At 53.8% G+C, this 18,254-nt stretch carries 23 protein-coding genes; 1 reads left to right on the forward strand and 22 read right to left on the reverse strand.

Translation table 11 applies throughout. The features are described from left to right. Positions 1–60: 60 nt before the first annotated feature. The 15 genes from rpsN to ACYVGC_RS22220 form a co-directional block, all read right to left on the reverse strand. On the reverse strand, positions 61–330 hold the full coding sequence (gene rpsN / locus ACYVGC_RS22150; protein ID WP_223653680.1) for a 30S ribosomal protein S14: 270 nt from the start codon (positions 328–330) through the stop codon (positions 61–63). After that, positions 330–887 (reverse strand): 50S ribosomal protein L5, encoded by a 558-nt coding sequence (gene rplE, locus ACYVGC_RS22155; RefSeq protein WP_133656908.1) that lies wholly within the window; start codon positions 885–887, stop codon positions 330–332. The genes rpsN and rplE overlap by 1 nt, the downstream gene beginning before the upstream one ends. A gap of 12 nt (positions 888–899) precedes the next feature. Next, on the reverse strand, positions 900–1,163 hold the full coding sequence (rplX, locus tag ACYVGC_RS22160; protein WP_283562701.1) for a 50S ribosomal protein L24: 264 nt from the start codon (positions 1,161–1,163) through the stop codon (positions 900–902). 3 nt (positions 1,164–1,166) lie between these two features. Then, entirely contained in the window at positions 1,167–1,535 is a 369-nt protein-coding gene (gene rplN, locus ACYVGC_RS22165) for a 50S ribosomal protein L14 (RefSeq protein WP_068340463.1), read from the reverse strand. 9 nt (positions 1,536–1,544) lie between these two features. Continuing rightward, a complete protein-coding gene (gene rpsQ, locus ACYVGC_RS22170) occupies positions 1,545–1,844 on the reverse strand; it encodes a 30S ribosomal protein S17 (protein ID WP_133656906.1) in 300 nt (99 codons plus the stop codon). Between the two features lie 2 nt (positions 1,845–1,846). Then, positions 1,847–2,056 carry a 50S ribosomal protein L29 gene (gene rpmC / locus ACYVGC_RS22175; RefSeq protein WP_133656905.1) on the reverse strand — a complete coding sequence of 70 codons (210 nt, stop codon included), beginning with the start codon at positions 2,054–2,056 and terminating at the stop codon, positions 1,847–1,849. A gap of 4 nt (positions 2,057–2,060) precedes the next feature. Beyond that, on the reverse strand, positions 2,061–2,489 hold the full coding sequence (gene rplP / locus ACYVGC_RS22180) for a 50S ribosomal protein L16 (RefSeq protein WP_133656904.1): 429 nt from the start codon (positions 2,487–2,489) through the stop codon (positions 2,061–2,063). A 93-nt stretch (positions 2,490–2,582) separates the two neighbouring features. Beyond that, a complete protein-coding gene (gene rpsC / locus ACYVGC_RS22185) occupies positions 2,583–3,494 on the reverse strand; it encodes a 30S ribosomal protein S3 (protein ID WP_382311671.1) in 912 nt (303 codons plus the stop codon). Between the two features lie 6 nt (positions 3,495–3,500). Beyond that, positions 3,501–3,926, reverse strand: coding sequence for a large ribosomal subunit protein uL22 (gene rplV / locus ACYVGC_RS22190; RefSeq protein WP_460586044.1), 426 nt, complete (start codon positions 3,924–3,926; stop codon positions 3,501–3,503). 1 nt (position 3,927) lies between these two features. Continuing rightward, on the reverse strand, positions 3,928–4,206 hold the full coding sequence (rpsS, locus tag ACYVGC_RS22195; RefSeq protein WP_068340444.1) for a 30S ribosomal protein S19: 279 nt from the start codon (positions 4,204–4,206) through the stop codon (positions 3,928–3,930). A 3-nt stretch (positions 4,207–4,209) separates the two neighbouring features. Further along, a complete protein-coding gene (gene rplB, locus ACYVGC_RS22200; RefSeq protein WP_133656901.1) occupies positions 4,210–5,037 on the reverse strand; it encodes a 50S ribosomal protein L2 in 828 nt (275 codons plus the stop codon). Positions 5,038–5,070: 33 nt separating this feature from the next. After that, entirely contained in the window at positions 5,071–5,358 is a 288-nt protein-coding gene (gene rplW / locus ACYVGC_RS22205) for a 50S ribosomal protein L23 (protein WP_068340438.1), read from the reverse strand. After that, a complete protein-coding gene (rplD, locus tag ACYVGC_RS22210) occupies positions 5,358–6,005 on the reverse strand; it encodes a 50S ribosomal protein L4 (protein ID WP_460586045.1) in 648 nt (215 codons plus the stop codon). The genes rplW and rplD overlap by 1 nt, the downstream gene beginning before the upstream one ends. Positions 6,006–6,024: 19 nt before the next feature. After that, the gene (gene rplC / locus ACYVGC_RS22215) at positions 6,025–6,645 is read right to left on the reverse strand and encodes a 50S ribosomal protein L3 (protein ID WP_382311668.1); all 621 of its coding nucleotides are present in this window, start codon (positions 6,643–6,645) and stop codon (positions 6,025–6,027) included. A 138-nt stretch (positions 6,646–6,783) separates the two neighbouring features. Continuing rightward, complete coding sequence (locus ACYVGC_RS22220) at positions 6,784–8,085, reverse strand: O-antigen ligase family protein (protein WP_460586046.1); 1,302 nt, start codon at positions 8,083–8,085, stop codon at positions 6,784–6,786. Between the two features lie 205 nt (positions 8,086–8,290). Between ACYVGC_RS22220 and ACYVGC_RS22225 the strand changes: the two genes are divergently transcribed. Continuing rightward, on the forward strand, positions 8,291–9,118 hold the full coding sequence (locus ACYVGC_RS22225) for a glycosyltransferase family protein (protein ID WP_460586047.1): 828 nt from the start codon (positions 8,291–8,293) through the stop codon (positions 9,116–9,118). Positions 9,119–9,191: 73 nt separating this feature from the next. On the opposite strand, the gene rpsJ is transcribed toward ACYVGC_RS22225, so the two are convergent. The 7 genes from rpsJ to rpoC all read right to left on the reverse strand — a co-directional run bounded on the left by rpsJ (position 9,192) and on the right by rpoC (position 18,118). Further along, positions 9,192–9,497, reverse strand: a complete 306-nt coding sequence (rpsJ, locus tag ACYVGC_RS22230) for a 30S ribosomal protein S10 (RefSeq protein ID WP_068340426.1) — start codon at positions 9,495–9,497, stop codon at positions 9,192–9,194. Between the two features lie 44 nt (positions 9,498–9,541). Beyond that, positions 9,542–11,680, reverse strand: a complete 2,139-nt coding sequence (gene fusA, locus ACYVGC_RS22235) for an elongation factor G (RefSeq protein WP_460586048.1) — start codon at positions 11,678–11,680, stop codon at positions 9,542–9,544. A 110-nt stretch (positions 11,681–11,790) separates the two neighbouring features. Next, entirely contained in the window at positions 11,791–12,258 is a 468-nt protein-coding gene (gene rpsG, locus ACYVGC_RS22240) for a 30S ribosomal protein S7 (protein ID WP_133656894.1), read from the reverse strand. 97 nt (positions 12,259–12,355) lie between these two features. Continuing rightward, the gene (rpsL, locus tag ACYVGC_RS22245) at positions 12,356–12,787 is read right to left on the reverse strand and encodes a 30S ribosomal protein S12 (RefSeq protein WP_068340417.1); all 432 of its coding nucleotides are present in this window, start codon (positions 12,785–12,787) and stop codon (positions 12,356–12,358) included. 132 nt (positions 12,788–12,919) lie between these two features. Next, positions 12,920–13,246: a DUF3467 domain-containing protein gene (locus tag ACYVGC_RS22250; protein WP_283562710.1), complete on the reverse strand. Its 327-nt coding sequence runs from the start codon at positions 13,244–13,246 to the stop codon at positions 12,920–12,922. Positions 13,247–13,260: 14 nt separating this feature from the next. After that, entirely contained in the window at positions 13,261–13,668 is a 408-nt protein-coding gene (locus ACYVGC_RS22255) for an Imm50 family immunity protein (RefSeq protein WP_460586049.1), read from the reverse strand. Between the two features lie 94 nt (positions 13,669–13,762). Then, a complete protein-coding gene (gene rpoC, locus ACYVGC_RS22260; RefSeq protein WP_460586050.1) occupies positions 13,763–18,118 on the reverse strand; it encodes a DNA-directed RNA polymerase subunit beta' in 4,356 nt (1,451 codons plus the stop codon). Between the last annotated feature and the right edge of the window lie 136 nt (positions 18,119–18,254).

Genomic DNA, 18,254 nt, shown 5'->3' on the forward strand with positions numbered 1-18,254 from the left:
TTCCCAAGCCAAAGTCCTTGCGAACTTCAACTTGGGAATCAAACTTACGAAGCAGTAATACTACCAGCTCGACTTCGTCACGCCGGGAATCTTACCAGCCAGCGCCATTTCGCGGAAGCGAACGCGGCTGATGCCAAACTTGCGCATGTAGCCACGGGGGCGGCCGTCAATCATGTCGCGGTTGTGCAGGCGCACGGGCGACGAGTTGCGGGGCAGCTTGTCGAGGCCAAGGTAATCGCCTGCTGCTTTCAGTGCCTTACGCTTCTCGGCGTAGCGGGCTACCAGGGCAATGCGCTTGCGGGCCCGGGCTTTGATGGATTCTTTAGCCATTATTCAGCTTCCTTTTTAGCGTTAGCGAAGGGCATACCGAAAGCGCGGAGCAGCTCGTAGCTCTGCTCGTCATTTTCGGCCGTCGTTACGAAGGTGATATCCATACCGGAGATGCCTTTGATTTTATCAATCGAAATCTCGGGGAAGATAATCTGCTCCTTCACGCCGAGGGTATAGTTACCCCGGCCGTCGAAGCCCTTATCGTTGATGCCTTTGAAGTCCCGCACGCGGGGCAAGGCTACCGTCAGGAGACGGTCCAGGAATTCGTACATCCGCTCGCCGCGCAGCGTTACGCGCGCACCGATGGGCATACCCTCCCGGAGTTTGAAGTTCGAAACCGAGCGCTTGGCGATGGTTGGAACAGCCTTCTGACCAGTGATGGTCGTCAACTCCTCTACCCCATTGTCAACCAATTTCTTGTCAGCAACAGCGGCACCGATGCCCCGGTTGATGCAGATTTTGGTGATGCGCGGTACCTGCATGATGCTCTTAAACTGGAATTTCTCCTGGAGCGCGGGTACTACTTCTTTCTGATATTTATCTTTAAGTCGAGCCATTATCGTAACGAATTAAGAGTTGGCCGAATCAACCTTCTTCACGTTGGATACGTGCATCGGGCTCTCGATTTTGGTAATGCCACCCTGGGGGTTCTTGGCACTCGGCTTATTATGCTTCGTTACCAGGTTGAGGCCTTCAACGATAACGCGCTGCGTAGAGCGATTTACCGATTTGATAATGCCGGTCTTGGTGCGCTCGTCGCCAGCAATAACTTTCACGAGGTCGCCGGTTTTCACGTGCAGGTGCACGGCCGGGGCTTTTGCTTTGGTTGCCATTGGTTAGATTACTTCAGGGGCCAGCGATACGATTTTCATGAACTGCTTCTCGCGCAATTCGCGGGCCACCGGCCCGAAAATACGCGTGCCGCGGGGCTCGTCGTTGTTATTGAGCAATACGGCAGCGTTGTCGTCGAAGCGGATGTAAGAACCATCTTTACGACGGATTTCTTTCTTCACGCGCACGATAACAGCTTTGCTAACAGTACCTTTCTTGGCATTGCCCGAGGGAATAGCCGACTTGATAGCTACCACGATTTTATCACCAACCGTAGCGTACTTCTTGCCCGTGCCACCCAGTACGCGGATGCAGAGCACTTCCTTGGCGCCGCTATTGTCGGCCACCGTGAGGCGGGATTCTTGCTGTATCATCGTTCAGGATTATTTAGCACGTTCAACAATTTCAACTAAGCGCCAGCGCTTAGTCTTGCTCAGGGGGCGGGTGCTCATGATGCGCACCAGGTCACCTTCGCCGCACTCGTTTTTCTCGTCGTGGGCGTGGAACTTGGTGGTCTTGCTCACGAACTTGCCGTAAATCGGGTGCTGGTGTTTGGCAACTACCGCTACCGTGATGGACTTATCCATCTTGCTGCTGGTCACCTTGCCCACGATTTCTTTCCGCATGTTGCGGTCCGAAGCATTGTCGTGAGCCGGCAACAGGTTTTCTTGAGTCGGTTCCATTACTAGGCTTTGTTAGAGGCCTGCTCATTATTCCGACGCGAAACTTCCGTTTGCAGGCGAGCAACGGTTTTGCGGTTGGCCTTCAAGCGACCGGGGTTTTCGAGCGGGCTGATAGCGTGCGCAAAGCGCATCTGCTGGCCGTTGGTTTGCTCAGTTTTCAGCTGGGTGCGCAGGTCGTCGACCGACAGGGCGCGAATTTCTTCGTTTTTCATCGGATTAAGCAACGTTATCTACGTAGTCACGACGAACTACAAAAGAGGTACGAACCGGCAGCTTTTGAGCAGCCAGACGCAGCGACTCTTTTGCGGTTTCGAGGCTCACGCCATCCGATTCAAACATAATTTGGCCAGGCTTCACGCAGGCTACCCAATACTCGGGCGAACCTTTACCCTTACCCATCCGCACTTCAGCAGGCTTCTTGGTAATTGGTTTATCTGGGAAAATGCGAATCCATACTTGCCCTTCGCGTTTCATGGCACGGGTCATTGCAATACGGGCAGCCTCAATCTGGCGAGCCGTAATCCAAGAGATTTCCAGTGACTTAAGCGCGAACGAACCGAAGTCTATGGAGCTGCCGCGGTAGGCTAGGCCTGTTACGCGACCCTTTTGCATCTTGCGATACTTGGTCCTTTTCGGTTGTAACATTTGAGTAAAAAAAGAAAACTTGAAAAATATTAGCAGTGAACCGTACCCTGAACGAAAAGATTCAGGATACGGCTCAGACTAGTTCACTATAACCTAGCGACGGGGACCGCCACCCTGGCCGCCGCGGTTGCCACCGCCAGCGGGGCCACCACCTTGACCACCACGGGGAGCACCGCCACCCTGGCCGCCTTGGCCACCACGGGGGCCGCCTTGGCCGCCACCAGCAGCGCCATCACGACGCGGGCCACGGTCGCCATCGCGACGCGGACCACGGTCGTTGCGGTCACCATCGCGGCGCGGGCCACGGTCGCCGCCACGGCCACCACGGTCATCACCACCCTGCTGACCAGCAGGCACTTGGTTGGGCGAGAGGTCGGGCTTGCCGAACACCTCACCGCGCATTACCCACACTTTGATGCCGATTTTACCATACACCGTTTGGGCTTCCGACAGAGCATAGTCGATATCGGCGCGCAGCGTGTGCAGCGGGGTACGACCTTCTTTGTACTGCTCCGAGCGAGCAATCTCGGCACCGCCAAGGCGGCCACCGCACTGGATTTTGATGCCTTCAGCACCAGCCCGCATAGCAGCCTGGATAGACATCTTCATGGCGCGACGGAATGAGATACGAGCGGCCAATTGCTGAGCGATGCTCTCGCCTACCAGGCGAGCGTCCAGCTCGGGGCGCTTAATCTCGAAGATGTTTATTTGAACGTCCTTCTTGGTAATTTCCTTGAGTTCGTCCTTAATCTTATCAACTTCCTGGCCGCCTTTACCGATTACCACACCCGGACGAGCCGTGTTGATGGTGATGGTAATCCGCTTCAGGGTGCGCTCGATAACGATGCGCGAGATACCGCCCTTTTGGATGCGGGCGTTGATGTACTTGCGAATTTTCTCGTCTTCAACGAGTTTGTCGGCAAAATCCTTGCCGCCGTACCAGTTTGAGTCCCAGCCTTTAATAACGCCGAGTCGGAAACCAACGGGATTTACTTTCTGTCCCATGATAAATTAAGCGTTGGCGGGGGTTTCAGTGGGGGTAGCAGCTGCAAGGCGAGTCAGAGCGTTCAGCTCTTTCTTCGACATGTGCGACTCACGCTGCGGACCAACCGTCAGCGTGATGTGGTTCGAGCGCTTGCGGATGCGGTGACCACGGCCCTGGGGGGCGGGGCGCAAACGCTTCAACTGACGTCCTTCGTCTACCGAAATCTCGGTTACGCAAAGGTTGGCATCTTCAATGCGCTCCTCGGGATTCTTCTGCTGCCAGTTGGCCAAGGCCGACAAGAGCAACTTCTCTACCTTCTCGGCACCCGAGTTGGCTTCGAAGCGGAGCAGACCGAGGGCCTGGGTTACGCGCTTACCGCGAACCAGATTGGCTACCAAGCGCATTTTGCGCGGCGAGGTAGGCACGTTACGGAGTTTGGCTACTGCTTCCATCTTAACGCTTGCCTTTATCTTTTTTGGCGACGTGACCACGGAAGTTGCGCGTGGGCGCAAACTCGCCGAGCTTGTGGCCGACCATGTTTTCAGTTACATAGACCGGGATGAACTTGTTCCCGTTGTGGACTGCGAAGGTGTGACCCACGAAGTCAGGCGAAATCATCGAGCGGCGCGACCAGGTCTTTACCACCGATTTTTTGCCAGCGCTTTCCAGCGCTTCTACCTTTTTCTCGAGCCGGAAGTCAATGTACGGCCCTTTTTTGAGTGAACGTGCCATATATTACTTCTTGCCTTTGCGGCTGACAATCAGGTTCTCAGAATACTTGTTCTTGTTGCGGGTCTTCTGACCCTTAGCGAAGATACCGTTGCGGCTACGTGGGTGACCACCCGACGATTTACCTTCACCACCACCCATTGGGTGGTCAACAGGGTTCATAGCTACACCACGAACGCGGGGACGACGACCAGCCCAACGGTTGCGACCGGCTTTGCCCATCACAACGTTCATATGGTCACCGTTCGATACCGTACCAACCGTAGCGGTGCAGGTAACGAGTACCATGCGCATCTCGCCGGAAGGCAACTTGAGAGTAGCGTAACGCTCCTCGCGAGCTACGAGCTGGGCATAGGTGCCAGCCGAGCGAGCGATAGCGGCACCCTGACCGGGCTGCAATTCGATGTTGTGCACGATAGTACCAAGGGGCATCTCGCGGAGTGGCAAGGCATTGCCAACTTCGGGAGCTACACCAGGGCCCGATACGATAACGGTATCTACATTCAGGCCAGCAGGGGCAATGATGTAGCGCTTCTCGCCGTCGGCGTAGTGCAGCAAAGCAATACGAGCGGTACGGTTAGGGTCGTACTCGATAGTCTTCACCGTGGCCGGAACACCGGCTTTGTCACGCTTGAAGTCTACGATACGATACTGGGTCTTATGTCCACCGCCGATGTAGCGGTTCGACATTTTACCCGAAGAGTTACGACCGCCGCTCTTTTTGAGCGAGGTCAGCAACGACTTCTCCGGCGTCGACGTCGTTAGCTCGTCGAAGGCCGGGGCCACGCGGAAGCGTTGGCCTGGCGTGGTTGGTCTGAGTTTTTTAAGTGCCATTACTAGCTAGTTGGGCTTTTGCGGCGAAGGCAATTAAATATTGCCGTAGAAATCGATGATATCACCGTCCTTCAGGGTCACAACGGCTTTTTTGCCGTGGGCGCGACGACCCGAAACCTGGCCACCTTTGGTAGCCTTCGATTTGATTTTGCCAATCGTGCGCATCGTATTGATGCCGGTCACGGTGACGCCATAAAGCTGCTCGATGTCTTTCTTAATCTGCACCTTGTTAGCCGTGCGTTCCACTTCGAATACGTAGCGGCCGGTTTCGGTGAGGCTAGTAGCCTTCTCGGTGATAATGGGGCGTTTCAGCGTGCTCATTATTCGGCGGAGTTAGAGGTGTACAATTGCTCCAGCGAACGCAGGCCGTCCTCGCTGATGAGCAGGGTGTCGGTGTTCAACAGGTCGTGGGTATTGAGGCCTACGGCAGTCGAAATCTTCACTTTCTGCACGTTGCGGGCGCTGAGGAGCAGGTTTTTGTCAGCAGCTTCGCCGGCCACGTACAAGGTCTTGCGACCGTTGTTGAGCTTCAGGCCATCTAAAACGGCCACGAAGTCCTTCGTGCGGGGAGCGCTGAACGTCAAGTTTTCAACCAAAGCCACTTTGCCATCACGAGCCAGCACTGAAAGGGCCGACAGGCGCGCAACGCGCTTGGTTTTCTTGTTCAACTTGAAGCTGTAGTCACGCGGACGTGGACCGAACATGCGGCCACCACCTACGAACACACCCGACTTCATCGAACCAGCACGAGCACCACCGGTGCCTTTCTGCTTCTTCAGTTTCTTGGTGGTGCGCGAGATTTCGGCACGCTCCTTCGATTTGTGCGTACCCTGGCGCTGGTTGGCCAAGTACTGCTTCACGTCGAGGTACATGACGTGCTCGTTTGGCTCGTGGCCAAACACGGCGTCGGACAGCGTAACCTTGCGGCCGGTGTCTTCGCCTTTGCTATTGAATACGGACAGTTCCATCTCTAGTAAGCTTAGCAGGTTATTTCTCTAGGAACACGTAGCCATTCTTGGCACCGGGCACTGAGCCGCTTACCAGAATCAGGTTCTTGTCAGCGACAATACGCATCACCTTCAGATTCTGAATCTTGACGCGGTCGGTACCCATGCGGCCACCCATGCGCATTCCTTTGAATACGCGCGAAGGCCACGAGCACGCACCGATAGAACCGGGGTGACGCAGACGATTGTGCTGACCGTGGGTTTGACCACCCACGCCTTGGAAGTTGTAGCGTTTTACAACACCCTGGAAACCTTTACCTTTCGAGGTACCTACTACGTCAACGAACTCACCTTCTTCGAACAGCGTGGTTTCAACCGTGCTGCCCAGCGTGAAAGTGGCGATGTCGTCGGTGCGAAACTCAACGAGGCGTTTCTTGGGGGTGGTGCTGGCTTTGGCGAAGTGGCCAGCCAGGGCCTTAGTGGTACGTTTGGCCTTCTTCTCGCCGTAAGCGAGCTGAACAGCGTTATAGCCGTCGTTTTCGACAGTTTTAACCTGCGTCACTACGCACGGACCCGCTTCGATGAGCGTGCAGGGAATGTTTTTCCCGTCCGGAGTGAAGAGGCTTGTCATACCGATTTTTTTACCGATGATGCCAGGCATTCTAGTGGATATTAAATGACACAAAAAGAAAAGGCCCGAGTGGCCTTTTCGCTAAGGGAGTGCAAAGGTAGGGATTTTCTTTGGGAAAAACCAAACTGAGAAGGAAAATAATTTCAGGTCAAGCTGTTAGCTTTTCAATTACTCCGTTGTTACGCCGTTTTGGTCACTAGCTGCTAGTTGTGGCAGCGCTGTGGCCAATAGTTTTTCAACTGCCACCGGTGCAAGGGCAAGCAACGGGAAGAACAGGCCAATGATTACCCCTAGGTTATTCTCCAGCGTGTATTCAGTGAGGAACGAGATGGTAATAATGGCATAAATGACCAACACGAGCAGATTGTGCTGCCGAATACCTACCCAAAGTGGATAATAGAACCCACATAAAAATATAACCAGACCAATTACACCGTAGGCAGCTAAGTTGTAAACTAACTGATTGTGAGGTAATAAGTAGTTATCGGGGCTTATTTCGGGATAACGGTAGCTGTACTGCTGAGCCATTTCCTGTTTCAGTTGCGCTTTGCCTACTCCTAGAAGTAGATGCTGCTGAATAATAGCTTCAGCTACCTCATAAGAGTATAAGCGCGCTGTAACAGAAAAATTGTTAGCCGAACTGACTGCCGCTCTCTGCGTGGTATCATACCACGTATTATGAATTCTAAGCTGGAGCGTAGGAAGCAACCACAAACAGGCCAGCCCTATTGCCAATACCAGCACCACGCTTACTGCGGCCGTTTTCCAACGCTTGAGTTGCCAGCCTACCACGACCAGCAGCAAAGTTCCCCCAACGTAGAGACTAAGTAATCCGCTACGTACTGCCAACAAATGCTGAAAAAGGAAGAGTAGTCCTGCGCCAAGCCCAATAGCAATGCGCCATTTGGTAGCTAGCGCGCCACTCAGAAGCAAAACGCATCCAGACAATATTCCTATACTAATAATTATACTAAAACGTACGTGGTCGGGCTCCGTTGGCATCACCTGAGAACGGTCATAGGCCCCGACAATTTCCTGAGCGTGCAGAGAGTAGTTAATAGTAGCCGCTGTTGCCGAAACCAGGCAACAACTGATTACCACGGCCCAAACTATCCGCTTGTGTGCTATTCGCCACGTCGGAAGCAATAGGAACGATAGGGGCAACAGCAAAAAGGGTAACTGAAGCACCAAGTCCTTTTGTAACTCTCTATTATATACATTGTTATGCCATAAACCAATAAAGAAATGCACCCAGTACACCAGCGTCAGGCTCAAAAAAGCAGGGGTATATGCCCGTTGGGCAATTTGCCGGTTTGCAAGAGCGTAGCCAACGCTGGTTACAAATAGACCAGCCATGCCAATACTCGGCAATACTAATATCCAGCGGGTAACAAATAGTCCTACAATAATAACCGTACTCCAGAAAACGCTCAACTGCCGCGTTCTAGCCTCAGAAAACAAACTGCTCATGCTATAACTACTATTGCTGAGCGGCACCACAGACCCCAGCACTTCTTGCGGCGTATTTTATCAAATACGGCTTTGCCAAGTGTAAATCAAAGGTAACACTTGGTAGCAGCCTTACCCGGGTACACCAACCGCACCCCTATGGGCGAATCCGCAACTGGCTAATTCCTGCGCCCGCTATAACAAGTAGCACGAGTTACTTTTGCCTATGCCCCGCCCGAAAGCCTCTATCATCATTTCCGTTTATAACCGGGTCGATTTTTTGAAGCTGGTAATAGCCGGCCTAGAAACCCAGACAGAACCGGATTTCGAGGTAATCATCTCCGATGATGGCTCTCATGAAGCCTTCGTTACGGAACTAACGGCTTTACGGGCTGCTTCACCGCTTCGTATTTCGCATAACTGGCACCCCGATACGGGCTTTCTAAAAAATCGTATTCTGAATGTTTCCATAAGGTCGGCCAAGGGAGCTCAGCTTATTTTTTTGGATGGCGACTGTATTCCGCATCCCGCTTTTGTAGCCGAGCATTTGGCGCTCGGGGGTCTTGGCCGCTGCTTAGCTGGCCGGCGCATCGACCTCTCTCAACGACTCACTCACCAACTCACACCCGCGCGCGTGCGCCAAGGCGTGCTTCAGAGCCCATTGACCATGTTAGGGCAACTGGCTGGCTTCTTAGCTCGACAAACGTTCCACTTCATGAATGGCTTTTACGTAACTACCCCGTTATTAAGAAGTTACTTTAATCGAAAGGAGCGTGGCCTATTGGGTGCCAATTTTTCAGTAATGAAAGACGATTTAGAAGCCATCAATGGCTTCGACGAGCGTTACACCGCTCCTACTTTTGGAGAAGATTCTGATATAGAGTTTCGCTTGCGGCTCAATAGCGTGCAGATAATTCCTGTGCTTAATATCGCCGTCGTTTATCACTGTCATCACAAGCTTTTACCCCGTCCTGAAGCCAACAAAGCGCTATATGAGCAGGTAGTGCGCGATAGATTAGCCTTCACACCTTATGGTTTGCATCAGCAGAAATAGCTTATCATTTAAACGTTAAAAAGGCCCCGTCAGCAATTGCTAACGGGGCCTTTTTAATACTCAAATCTCAAGCTCAGACTTTGATTTCAACGTCAACGCCGCTGGGCAGTTCCAGCTTCATCAGCGCGTCTACCGTCTTGCTGCTGGTCGAGAAGATGTCAACCAAGCGCTTGTACGTGCAGAGTTGGAATTGCTCCCGGCTCTTCTTGTTCACGTGGGGCGAGCGCAGTACGGTGTACTTTTCCTTTTCCGTGGGCAACGGAATCGGACCGCTTACGATAGCGCCGGTCGCTTTAACCGCTTTCACGATTTTCTCGGCAGATTTGTCGACCAAGTTGTGGTCGTAGCTTTTCAGCTTGATTCTGATTTTCTGATTCATTGTTGGGAGAGGCCGATTACCTCAGGGATGACAAGCTAAAGAAACTATTTACCGCCTTTGATTTTGGCGATGATGGCATCTGCCATGTTTTGCGGTACTACTTCGTAGTGCGAGAAAGTCAGCGAAGCCGAGGCACGGCCCGACGACAACGTGCGCAGGTCGGTTACGTAACCGAACAACTCCGACAGGGGTACATCGGCTTTGATAATCTGAGCACCGCCCTTGGTATCCATACCCTTCATCAGGCCACGGCGGCGGTTCAGGTCACCCGTTACCGGACCGGTGTACTCATCGGGGCAAACTACCTCTACGTTCATGATGGGCTCAAGCAGTTTCGGACCAGCCTTGCGGGCTGCTTCGCGGAAACCACCACGGGCGGCGAGTTCGAACGATAGGGCGTCCGAGTCAACGTCGTGGAAAGAGCCGTGGTACAGACGCACCTTCATGCCTTCAATGGGGAAGCCAGCCAGGGGACCCTGACGCATTGCTTCTTCGAAGCCCTTCTGGATGGGCTGGATGAATTCGCGGGGGATAACACCACCTACGATGGCGTTGTCGAACTCGAAGCCAGGCTTTTCGGGCTCGGTCTCTTTCGGGCCGAGTTCGAATACGATGTCGCCGAATTTACCACGGCCACCCGTCTGCTTCTTGTACGTCTCGCGGTGGTCGACTTTCTTGGTCAAAATCTCCTTGTAGGCTACCTGCGGGGCACCCTGGTTGATTTCAACTTTGAATTCACGACGCATCCGGTCGATGATGATTTCCAAGTGGAGTTCACCCATACCGCGCAGTACGGTCTGTCCAGTCTCTTCGTCGGTATTCACACGAAGTGTTGGGTCTTCCTCGATGAGCTTGGCGATAGCCATACCCATTTTGTCAACGTCAGCCTGCGTCTTCGGCTCGATAGCGTAGCCAATTACCGGCTCAGGGAACGACATTGACTCGAGAACCAAGGGATTCTTCTCGTCGGTGAGCGTGTCACCCGTTTTGATGTCTTTGAAACCAACACCAGCTGCAATATCACCAGCCTGAATGCTGTCGATTTGGTTTTGCTTGTTAGAGTGCATCTGCATGAGGCGCGAGATACGCTCCTTCTTGCCGGTGCGGTTATTCAGCACATACGAACCACCGTTCAGCACACCACTGTAACAACGGAAGAAGCACAGACGGCCTACGTACGGGTCGGTAGCAATCTTGAACGCCAGAGCAGTAAAAGGCTCCGTGTTATCTGGGTGACGCTCTACTTCAGCACCGGTATCGGGATTAGTACCCAAGATAGCCGGCATGTCGAGAGGCGATGGCAGGTAAGCCATTACGGCGTCCAACATCGTCTGTACACCCTTGTTTTTGAAAGCCGAACCACACAGTACGGGCGAGAATTTCATGTCAATTACCGCTTTGCGGATAACGACCATCATTTCTTCGCGAGTAATGCTTTCCGGGTCCTCGAAGAACTTCTCCATCAAGGTATCATCATACTCAGCAACGCTCTCAATAAGCTTCTCGCGCCACTCGGCTACCGTATCCACGAGGTCTTCGGGAACCGGCACTTCGTTGTACGATTTGCCTTCGGTAGCATCGTCCCACACAATGGCTTTGCCAGTGAGGAGGTCAACTACACCTTTGAACGTGTCTTCCGCGCCAATCGGGATTTGCAACGGTACGGGGTTAGCGCCGAGCTTGTCTTTGATTTCGGCAACAGCCTTGAAGAAGTCAGCGCCGGCACGGTCCATCTTGTTGACGAAGCAAATGCGGGGAACGCTGTACTTGTCAGCCTGACGCCACACGGTTTCCGACTGCGGCTCTACACCCGATACGGCGCAGAACAGGGCCACGGCACCGTCCAACACGCGCAGCGAGCGCTCCACTTCTACCGTGAAGTCAACGTGACCGGGGGTATCAATGAGGTTAATTTTGTACTGGTGCGTGTCGGGAATCGAGTTGCCTTGCGCGTCAGTGGGGTAGTTCCAGAAAGTAGTCGTAGCGGCCGAGGTGATGGTGATACCACGCTCCTGCTCCTGCTCCATCCAGTCCATCGTAGCAGCTCCGTCGTGCACCTCCCCGATTTTGTGGGTTTTGCCGGTGTAGTACAGAATGCGCTCCGAAGTGGTCGTCTTGCCCGCGTCAATGTGGGCCATGATGCCAATATTGCGCAGGTATTGTAGCTCTTTGTTGACTGCCATTACGGTGGGTTAATTAGCGCGTTAGCGGGTTGATGAGTCTAGAGGTGAAGACAACCAAAACTGGCTAAACATTCAATCTAAACTCATCAACCCGCTAAACGCCCGATGTATTAGAAACGGAAGTGCGAGAAAGCCTTGTTGGCTTCGGCCATGCGGTGGGTGTCGTCCTTTTTCTTAACGGCAGCACCTTCACCTTTGGCAGCAGCGATGATTTCACCAGCCAGCTTGTCTTTCATGGTTTTCTCACCACGGCGACGAGCGTACTGAATCAGCCACTTCGAACCAACAGCAATGCGGCGGTCGGCGCGCACTTCAATCGGCACCTGGAAGGTAGCACCACCTACGCGGCGGCTTTTTACCTCTACGGTCGGCATTACGTTGTTCAACGCTTTGCGCCACATTTCGAGGCCGCTTTCCTTGGTGCGGGTTTCCACCTGCTCTACGGCATCATAGAAAATGGTGTAGGCCAGGTTTTTCTTCCCGTCATACATCATGTAGTTGACGAAGCGGGTTACGAGCGTCTCCTTGAACTTGGGGTCCGGCAGGAGGATACGCTTTTTGGGTTTTGACTTGCGCATGGTTTATATAGTTGTCAGTTGTTAGCTGCTGGCTAGCTGTGCGTTAAGTTGCTTAACAACTCGACGGATAGCTAGCCAGCAACTGACAACTAATAAATTACTTCTTCTTGGCGGGAGCGCCTTTGCCACCTTTACCGGCTGCTGCTGCGGGTTGGCCCGGCTTCGGACGCTTCGCGCCGTATTTCGAGCGACGCTGCAAGCGGCCACTTACGCCTGCCGTATCGAGCGCACCACGAATGATGTGGTAACGAACACCTGGCAAGTCTTTTACCCGGCCTCCGCGAATGAGCACAATGCTGTGCTCCTGGAGGTTGTGGCCTTCACCGGGGATGTATGCGTTTACTTCCTTACCGTTGGTAAGGCGCACACGGGCCACTTTGCGCATAGCCGAGTTCGGCTTCTTAGGCGTGGTGGTATACACGCGAGTGCATACGCCCCGACGCTGCGGGCACGAATCAAGAGCAGGCGACTTTGACTTGGTAGTCAAAGCTTCCCGACCTTTCCGTACTAGTTGGTTGATGGTTGGCATTTAGCGATTGGTTGAACGAGAGCCGTTTGCTCCCAAATTTTCAGGCCTGCAAAGGTAAGAAAATAGTTTGGCAATAGCAAACTTGCTGAAAAAGTTAATCTTCCGATGTTGGCCGGTCAGGAGATAAACGAATTACGCCTCCCCTACCGCGCCCCCAAAGTTCATCGGGTAGGTCGGCGTTTCCTGATGCAACTTGATGGGGCCGTAGCTCTGCTCGAAGCGCTGGATATTCTCCTCCAAAGCCGACAGCAGGCGCTTGGCGTGCTCGGGCGTAAGAATGATGCGCGACTTCACTTTGGCTTTAGGAATACCGGGCATCATGCGAATAAAGTCTACTACAAACTCGCTCGTGCTATGAGCGATGAGAGCGAGGTTGGCATATTCACCTTCAGCAATCTCTTCGCTTAGCTCGATGTTGAGCGCGTTCGGGTCGGGGTTTTGGGGTTGGGATGGTTGCATGGATTATTTAAATCTTAAAGCACATCGGTTATACTAAGAATTATAGCCTCATCTGCTATAATAGTAGCACTCATACCTTGGCTAGGGATGAAAACACACTTTATGAGACTATTCTGCTGCTCCCACTTCAGTTCTAGAAGTACATTCTGAAAGTAGAAATCAGTAAATGATACTTCATGAATTCCAGTAAACTGAAGCTTGATATTGCAAGGTCTAAAAAGTGCATAGTGACCATGCTCATCTAGCTCGTTGGTAAACTCGGCTGTCTTTAGTAAAAATGTGACTGAGTAACGTCCAGTGGCATGGGAATCAAAAGAAACCTGTACTACTTCAGCATCATGGAAATCTGGCCAGTATCCGAAGTGCAAGTAAATATCTTGTGAATTTACTATTTGCTTTATTGCAGAAGAATCATTTACCATAACACTGAGTTGGGCGATACTTCGGGCAAAGAAACGAAAAACCCCGACTAGCTGACGCTAGCCGGGGTTTTCACTTATAAACCTACGGCAATCGTTATTCCTGAACGGTCACTTCGCGCTTGGCGCGCGAGGGGCGTTTGGCGGGAGTAGCCACTTGCTCGGCGGCCTGGGTGGCCAGCTTGGTAGCGTGGTCCTCTTTCGAAGATACCTCAATGCCCTGATACTCGCGCAAGCCAGTACCGGCGGGGATGAGGTGCCCGACAATCACGTTCTCTTTCAAGCCCAGTAGCTCGTCGGCCTTGCCACGGATAGCGGCTTCGCTCAGCACCTTGGTCGTCTCCTGGAAGGATGCGGCCGAGATGAACGAGGCCGTACCCAGCGAGGCCTGCGTGATGCCTTGCAGCGTAGGCCGCGAAACGGCGGGCTGCGCATCGCGCACTTCGGCGAGCTTGAGGTCGCGGCGGCGGAGCGACGAGTTTTCGTCGCGCAGCTTGCGGGAAGAGATAATCTGACCGGGGCGGAACTCCGAAGAATCACCGGCTTCGGTCACGACTTTCATGTCGATAACCACGTCATTCTCTTCCATCAGCGAGCCTTTGTCGACCAACTGGTTTTCGAGGAAGCTGGTGTCGCCGGCGTCCATCACGAGCACTTTCTGCATCATCTGGCGAACGATAACTTCAATGTGCTTGTCGTTGATTTTCACACCCTGCAAGCGGTACACTTCCTGAATCTCGTTCACGAGGTACTGTTGCACCGCGCTCGGACCCTGAATGTTCAGAATGTCGTTCGGGGTGATGGCACCGTCGGAGAGCGGCGAGCCAGCGCGCACGAAGTCGTTGTCCTGAACCAAGATGAACTTCGACAGCGGCACCATGTACTTCCGCTTCACACCGTCTTTCGACTCCACGTAGATTTCGCGGTTACCACGCTTCACCGTGCCGTAGGTTACTACGCCATCAATTTCTGACACGACGGCCGGGTTCGAGGGGTTACGCGCTTCAAACAGCTCCACTACGCGGGGCAGACCACCGGTGATGTCGCGGGTTTTGCCCACGGCACGCGGAATCTTCGCCAGGATGTGACCAGCCTTCACCTTCTTGCCATTCTCGACGTTCAGGTGAGCGCCAACCGGCATGTTGTAGGCCCGGGCGGTATCGGCATCAGCGCCTTTTGCCGGGTTCAACAGTACGGAGGGGTTCTGGGCTTTGTCCTTCGATTCAACAATTACCTTCTCGCGGAAGCCCGTCTGTTCGTCGGTTTCCTCGCGGTAGGTAATGCCTTCGGTCAAGGCATCGTACTGGATAATACCGTCGAACTCGGCCAAAATAACGGCGTTGTACGGGTCCCAGTTAACGAGCTCCTGGCCTTTCTCTACTTCCTGGCCTTCTTTGGCCAAGAGGAACGAGCCGTAGGGAACGTGGTTGGAAATGAACACTTTACCAGTGCCTTTTTCCACAATCCGAACTTCGCCCGAGCGACCCATCACCACGTTGGTTTCGGCGCCTTCCGAGTTCACACCGGCTACGGTGCGAATATCTTCAAACTCGACGATACCAGCGAACTTGGCGCGGATGTTAGCTTCTACCGCAATGTTAGAAGCCGTACCACCCACGTGGAACGTGCGGAGCGTCAGCTGCGTGCCGGGCTCACCAATCGACTGGGCAGCGATAACGCCAACGGCCTCACCTTTCTGCACCATGCGGCCGGTGGCCAGGTTACGGCCGTAGCACTTGCCGCAGATACCGCGCTTGCTTTCGCAAGTCAGTACCGAGCGAATCTCCACCGACTCAATGCTGGTAGCATCAATGCGGCGGGTGATTTCCTCCGTGATTTGCTCACCGGAAGCTAGAATCAGCTCGTCGGTCAGCGGGTCAATGATATCATGTACAGCCGTACGGCCGAGGATACGCTCGGACAGCGGCTCCACGATATCCTCGTTGTCTTTCAATGCGAAGGTTTCGGTACCGCGCAGCGTGCCGCAATCGGGCTCGTTCACGATAACGTCCTGCGAAACGTCAACCAGACGACGGGTCAGGTAGCCGGCATCAGCCGTCTTCATAGCCGTGTCAGCCAGACCTTTACGCGCACCGTGAGTCGAGATAAAGTACTCGATTACGTCCAGGCCTTCTTTGAAGTTGGACAGAATCGGGTTCTCAATAATCTCGCCTACCGAACCCTGCATCGACTTCTGGGGCTTGGCCATCAGACCACGCATACCGCCGAGCTGACGAATCTGCTCGCGCGAGCCACGGGCTCCCGAGTGCATCATCATGTAGATAGAGTTGAAGCCCTGGTTCTCCTTTTCGAGGCGACCCATGAGCGTCTCCGTAATCTGCGAGTTGATACGCGTCCAGATGTCAATTACCTGATTGTAACGCTCGTTGTTGGTAATCAGACCCATCTGGTAGTTCTGCATTACGGCAGCTACGTCGGCTTGGGCCTGCTTCACGAGGATGTCCTTCTCTTTCGGAATCTGGATATCACCCAGACCCATGCTCAGGCCGCCTTTGTAGGCCGACTGGAAGCCGAGGGTCTTGATATCGTCCAAGAAAGCTGCCGTGCGAGCCATGCCCGTACGCTTAAACACCATCGAGATAATTTGCTGCAACTTCTTCTTAGTCAGCAATTCATCCACGAAACCTACTTCGGCGGGCACGAGTTGGTTGAAGAGCACGCGGCCGGCTACGGTTTCGATGGTTTTCTGCACCAAGTCATCGTTCTCATCGCGAACCATCGTGCGCACCTTGATATAGGCGTGCTTCGACAGCTGCTTCTCGTTGATGGCGATAACCACCTCTTCGTCCGAGTAGAACGCGCGGCCTTCGCCCTGGATGCTTTCGCCTTCCGTTGAGCGCTTGCCTTTGGTCACGTAGTACAGACCGAGAACCATGTCCTGCGACGGTACCGCGATGGGCGCGCCGTTGGCGGGGTTCAGGATGTTGTGCGAGGCCAGCATAAGCATTGAGGCTTCCAGGATGGCGGCCGGCCCGAGGGGCACGTGCACAGCCATCTGGTCACCGTCAAAGTCAGCGTTGAATGCCGTACAAACGAGCGGGTGCAGCTGGATAGCCTTGCCCTCGATGAGGCGCGGCTGGAACGCCTGGATACCCAAGCGGTGAAGCGTAGGAGCCCGGTTGAGGAGCACTGGGTGGCCTTTCAGCACGTTCTCCAAGATATCCCACACGACAGCATCCTTGCGGTCCACGATTTTCTTAGCCGACTTCACCGTCTTCACAATGCCGCGCTCGATGAGCTTACGGATAATGAACGGCTTGAACAGTTCGGCCGCCATGTTCTTGGGCAGGCCGCACTCGTGCAGCTTCAGCTCTGGACCAACGACGATTACCGAACGACCCGAGTAGTCAACGCGCTTACCGAGCAGGTTCTGACGGAAGCGGCCTTGCTTGCCTTTCAGCATGTCGGACAGCGACTTAAGGGCACGGTTGCCTTCGGCGCGCACGGCATTCACCTTACGCGAGTTGTCGAAGAGCGAATCGACGGCCTCTTGCAGCATGCGCTTCTCGTTCCGCAGAATTACCTCGGGCGCTTTGATTTCAATCAGGCGCTTGAGGCGGTTGTTACGGATGATAACGCGACGGTACAAGTCGTTCAAGTCGGAGGTAGCGAAACGGCCACCATCCAACGGCACGAGCGGACGCAGTTCGGGCGGAATAACCGGCACCATGCGGATGACCATCCACTCGGGGCGGTTCTCCACACGGGTAGCGGCATCACGGAAAGCCTCTACTACGCGCAGACGCTTAAGTGCTTCAGCCTTACGCTGTTGCGAAGTCTCGTGTGCGGCTGAATCGCGGAGCGAGTAGCTCAACTCGTCAAGGTTGATGCGCTCGAGCAGCATTTGCAGCGCGTCGGCACCCATCTTGGCGATAAACTTCTGCGGGTCCTCGTTGGGCAGCATCTGGTTCTCGCGGGGCAGCTTGTCGATGATGTCCAGGTACTCGTCCTCGGTGAGGAAGTCGAGCTGCTGCACACCTTCTTCGGCTTGAACGCCGGGCTGCACCACTACGTAGCGCTCGTAGTAGATAATCTGGTCGAGCTTCTTGGTAGGCAAGCCCAGCAGGTAACCGATTTTATTCGGCAGGCTCTTGAAGTACCATATGTGCGCTACAGGTACCACCAGTTCGATGTGGCCCATGCGCTCACGGCGCACCTTCTTCTCGGTCACCTCCACACCGCAACGGTCGCAGATGATGCCCTTGTAGCGGATGCGCTTGTATTTGCCGCAATGGCACTCCCAGTCCTTCACCGGGCCGAAAATCCGCTCGCAGAACAAACCACCCATCTCGGGCTTGTAAGTGCGGTAGTTAATCGTCTCAGGCTTAACCACTTCGCCGGTACTGCGCTCCAGAATTCCTTCCGGCGAAGCTAGCGAAATAGTAACCTTGGAGAAGTCTTGAACTAACTTCTTGTTTTTTGCGAAAGCCATTAGGTATGTGTTAAGCTTTTAGCTGTTTGGCTTTGAACTGCCAGAGTGTTCTCTAACAGTTTGACGCTACGAAAAGTGCTCTACGGGTCAGACAGATACGCCGCGTAGTAGATTCTCGTCAGGTCTTGTCTTCTTA

This window comes from Hymenobacter arcticus, from assembly GCF_054779975.1.

What these genes read in the sequence shown, in the direction of transcription:
- rpsN (WP_223653680.1), bottom strand. Translation starts at nt 330, where the DNA reads ATGGCTAAAGAATCCATCAAAGCCCGGGCCCGCAAGCGCATTGCCCTG.
- rplE (WP_133656908.1), bottom strand. Translation starts at nt 887, where the DNA reads ATGGCTCGACTTAAAGATAAATATCAGAAAGAAGTAGTACCCGCGCTC.
- rplX (WP_283562701.1), bottom strand. Translation starts at nt 1,163, where the DNA reads ATGGCAACCAAAGCAAAAGCCCCGGCCGTGCACCTGCACGTGAAAACC.
- rplN (WP_068340463.1), bottom strand. Translation starts at nt 1,535, where the DNA reads ATGATACAGCAAGAATCCCGCCTCACGGTGGCCGACAATAGCGGCGCC.
- rpsQ (WP_133656906.1), bottom strand. Translation starts at nt 1,844, where the DNA reads ATGGAACCGACTCAAGAAAACCTGTTGCCGGCTCACGACAATGCTTCG.
- rpmC (WP_133656905.1), bottom strand. Translation starts at nt 2,056, where the DNA reads ATGAAAAACGAAGAAATTCGCGCCCTGTCGGTCGACGACCTGCGCACC.
- rplP (WP_133656904.1), bottom strand. Translation starts at nt 2,489, where the DNA reads ATGTTACAACCGAAAAGGACCAAGTATCGCAAGATGCAAAAGGGTCGC.
- rpsC (WP_382311671.1), bottom strand. Translation starts at nt 3,494, where the DNA reads ATGGGACAGAAAGTAAATCCCGTTGGTTTCCGACTCGGCGTTATTAAA.
- rplV (WP_460586044.1), bottom strand. Translation starts at nt 3,926, where the DNA reads ATGGAAGCAGTAGCCAAACTCCGTAACGTGCCTACCTCGCCGCGCAAA.
- rpsS (WP_068340444.1), bottom strand. Translation starts at nt 4,206, where the DNA reads ATGGCACGTTCACTCAAAAAAGGGCCGTACATTGACTTCCGGCTCGAG.
- rplB (WP_133656901.1), bottom strand. Translation starts at nt 5,037, where the DNA reads ATGGCACTTAAAAAACTCAGACCAACCACGCCAGGCCAACGCTTCCGC.
- rplW (WP_068340438.1), bottom strand. Translation starts at nt 5,358, where the DNA reads ATGAGCACGCTGAAACGCCCCATTATCACCGAGAAGGCTACTAGCCTC.
- rplD (WP_460586045.1), bottom strand. Translation starts at nt 6,005, where the DNA reads ATGGAACTGTCCGTATTCAATAGCAAAGGCGAAGACACCGGCCGCAAG.
- rplC (WP_382311668.1), bottom strand. Translation starts at nt 6,645, where the DNA reads ATGCCTGGCATCATCGGTAAAAAAATCGGTATGACAAGCCTCTTCACT.
- ACYVGC_RS22220 (WP_460586046.1), bottom strand. Translation starts at nt 8,085, where the DNA reads ATGAGCAGTTTGTTTTCTGAGGCTAGAACGCGGCAGTTGAGCGTTTTC.
- ACYVGC_RS22225 (WP_460586047.1), top strand. Translation starts at nt 8,291, where the DNA reads ATGCCCCGCCCGAAAGCCTCTATCATCATTTCCGTTTATAACCGGGTC.
- rpsJ (WP_068340426.1), bottom strand. Translation starts at nt 9,497, where the DNA reads ATGAATCAGAAAATCAGAATCAAGCTGAAAAGCTACGACCACAACTTG.
- fusA (WP_460586048.1), bottom strand. Translation starts at nt 11,680, where the DNA reads ATGGCAGTCAACAAAGAGCTACAATACCTGCGCAATATTGGCATCATG.
- rpsG (WP_133656894.1), bottom strand. Translation starts at nt 12,258, where the DNA reads ATGCGCAAGTCAAAACCCAAAAAGCGTATCCTCCTGCCGGACCCCAAG.
- rpsL (WP_068340417.1), bottom strand. Translation starts at nt 12,787, where the DNA reads ATGCCAACCATCAACCAACTAGTACGGAAAGGTCGGGAAGCTTTGACT.
- ACYVGC_RS22250 (WP_283562710.1), bottom strand. Translation starts at nt 13,246, where the DNA reads ATGCAACCATCCCAACCCCAAAACCCCGACCCGAACGCGCTCAACATC.
- ACYVGC_RS22255 (WP_460586049.1), bottom strand. Translation starts at nt 13,668, where the DNA reads ATGGTAAATGATTCTTCTGCAATAAAGCAAATAGTAAATTCACAAGAT.
- rpoC (WP_460586050.1), bottom strand. Translation starts at nt 18,118, where the DNA reads ATGGCTTTCGCAAAAAACAAGAAGTTAGTTCAAGACTTCTCCAAGGTT.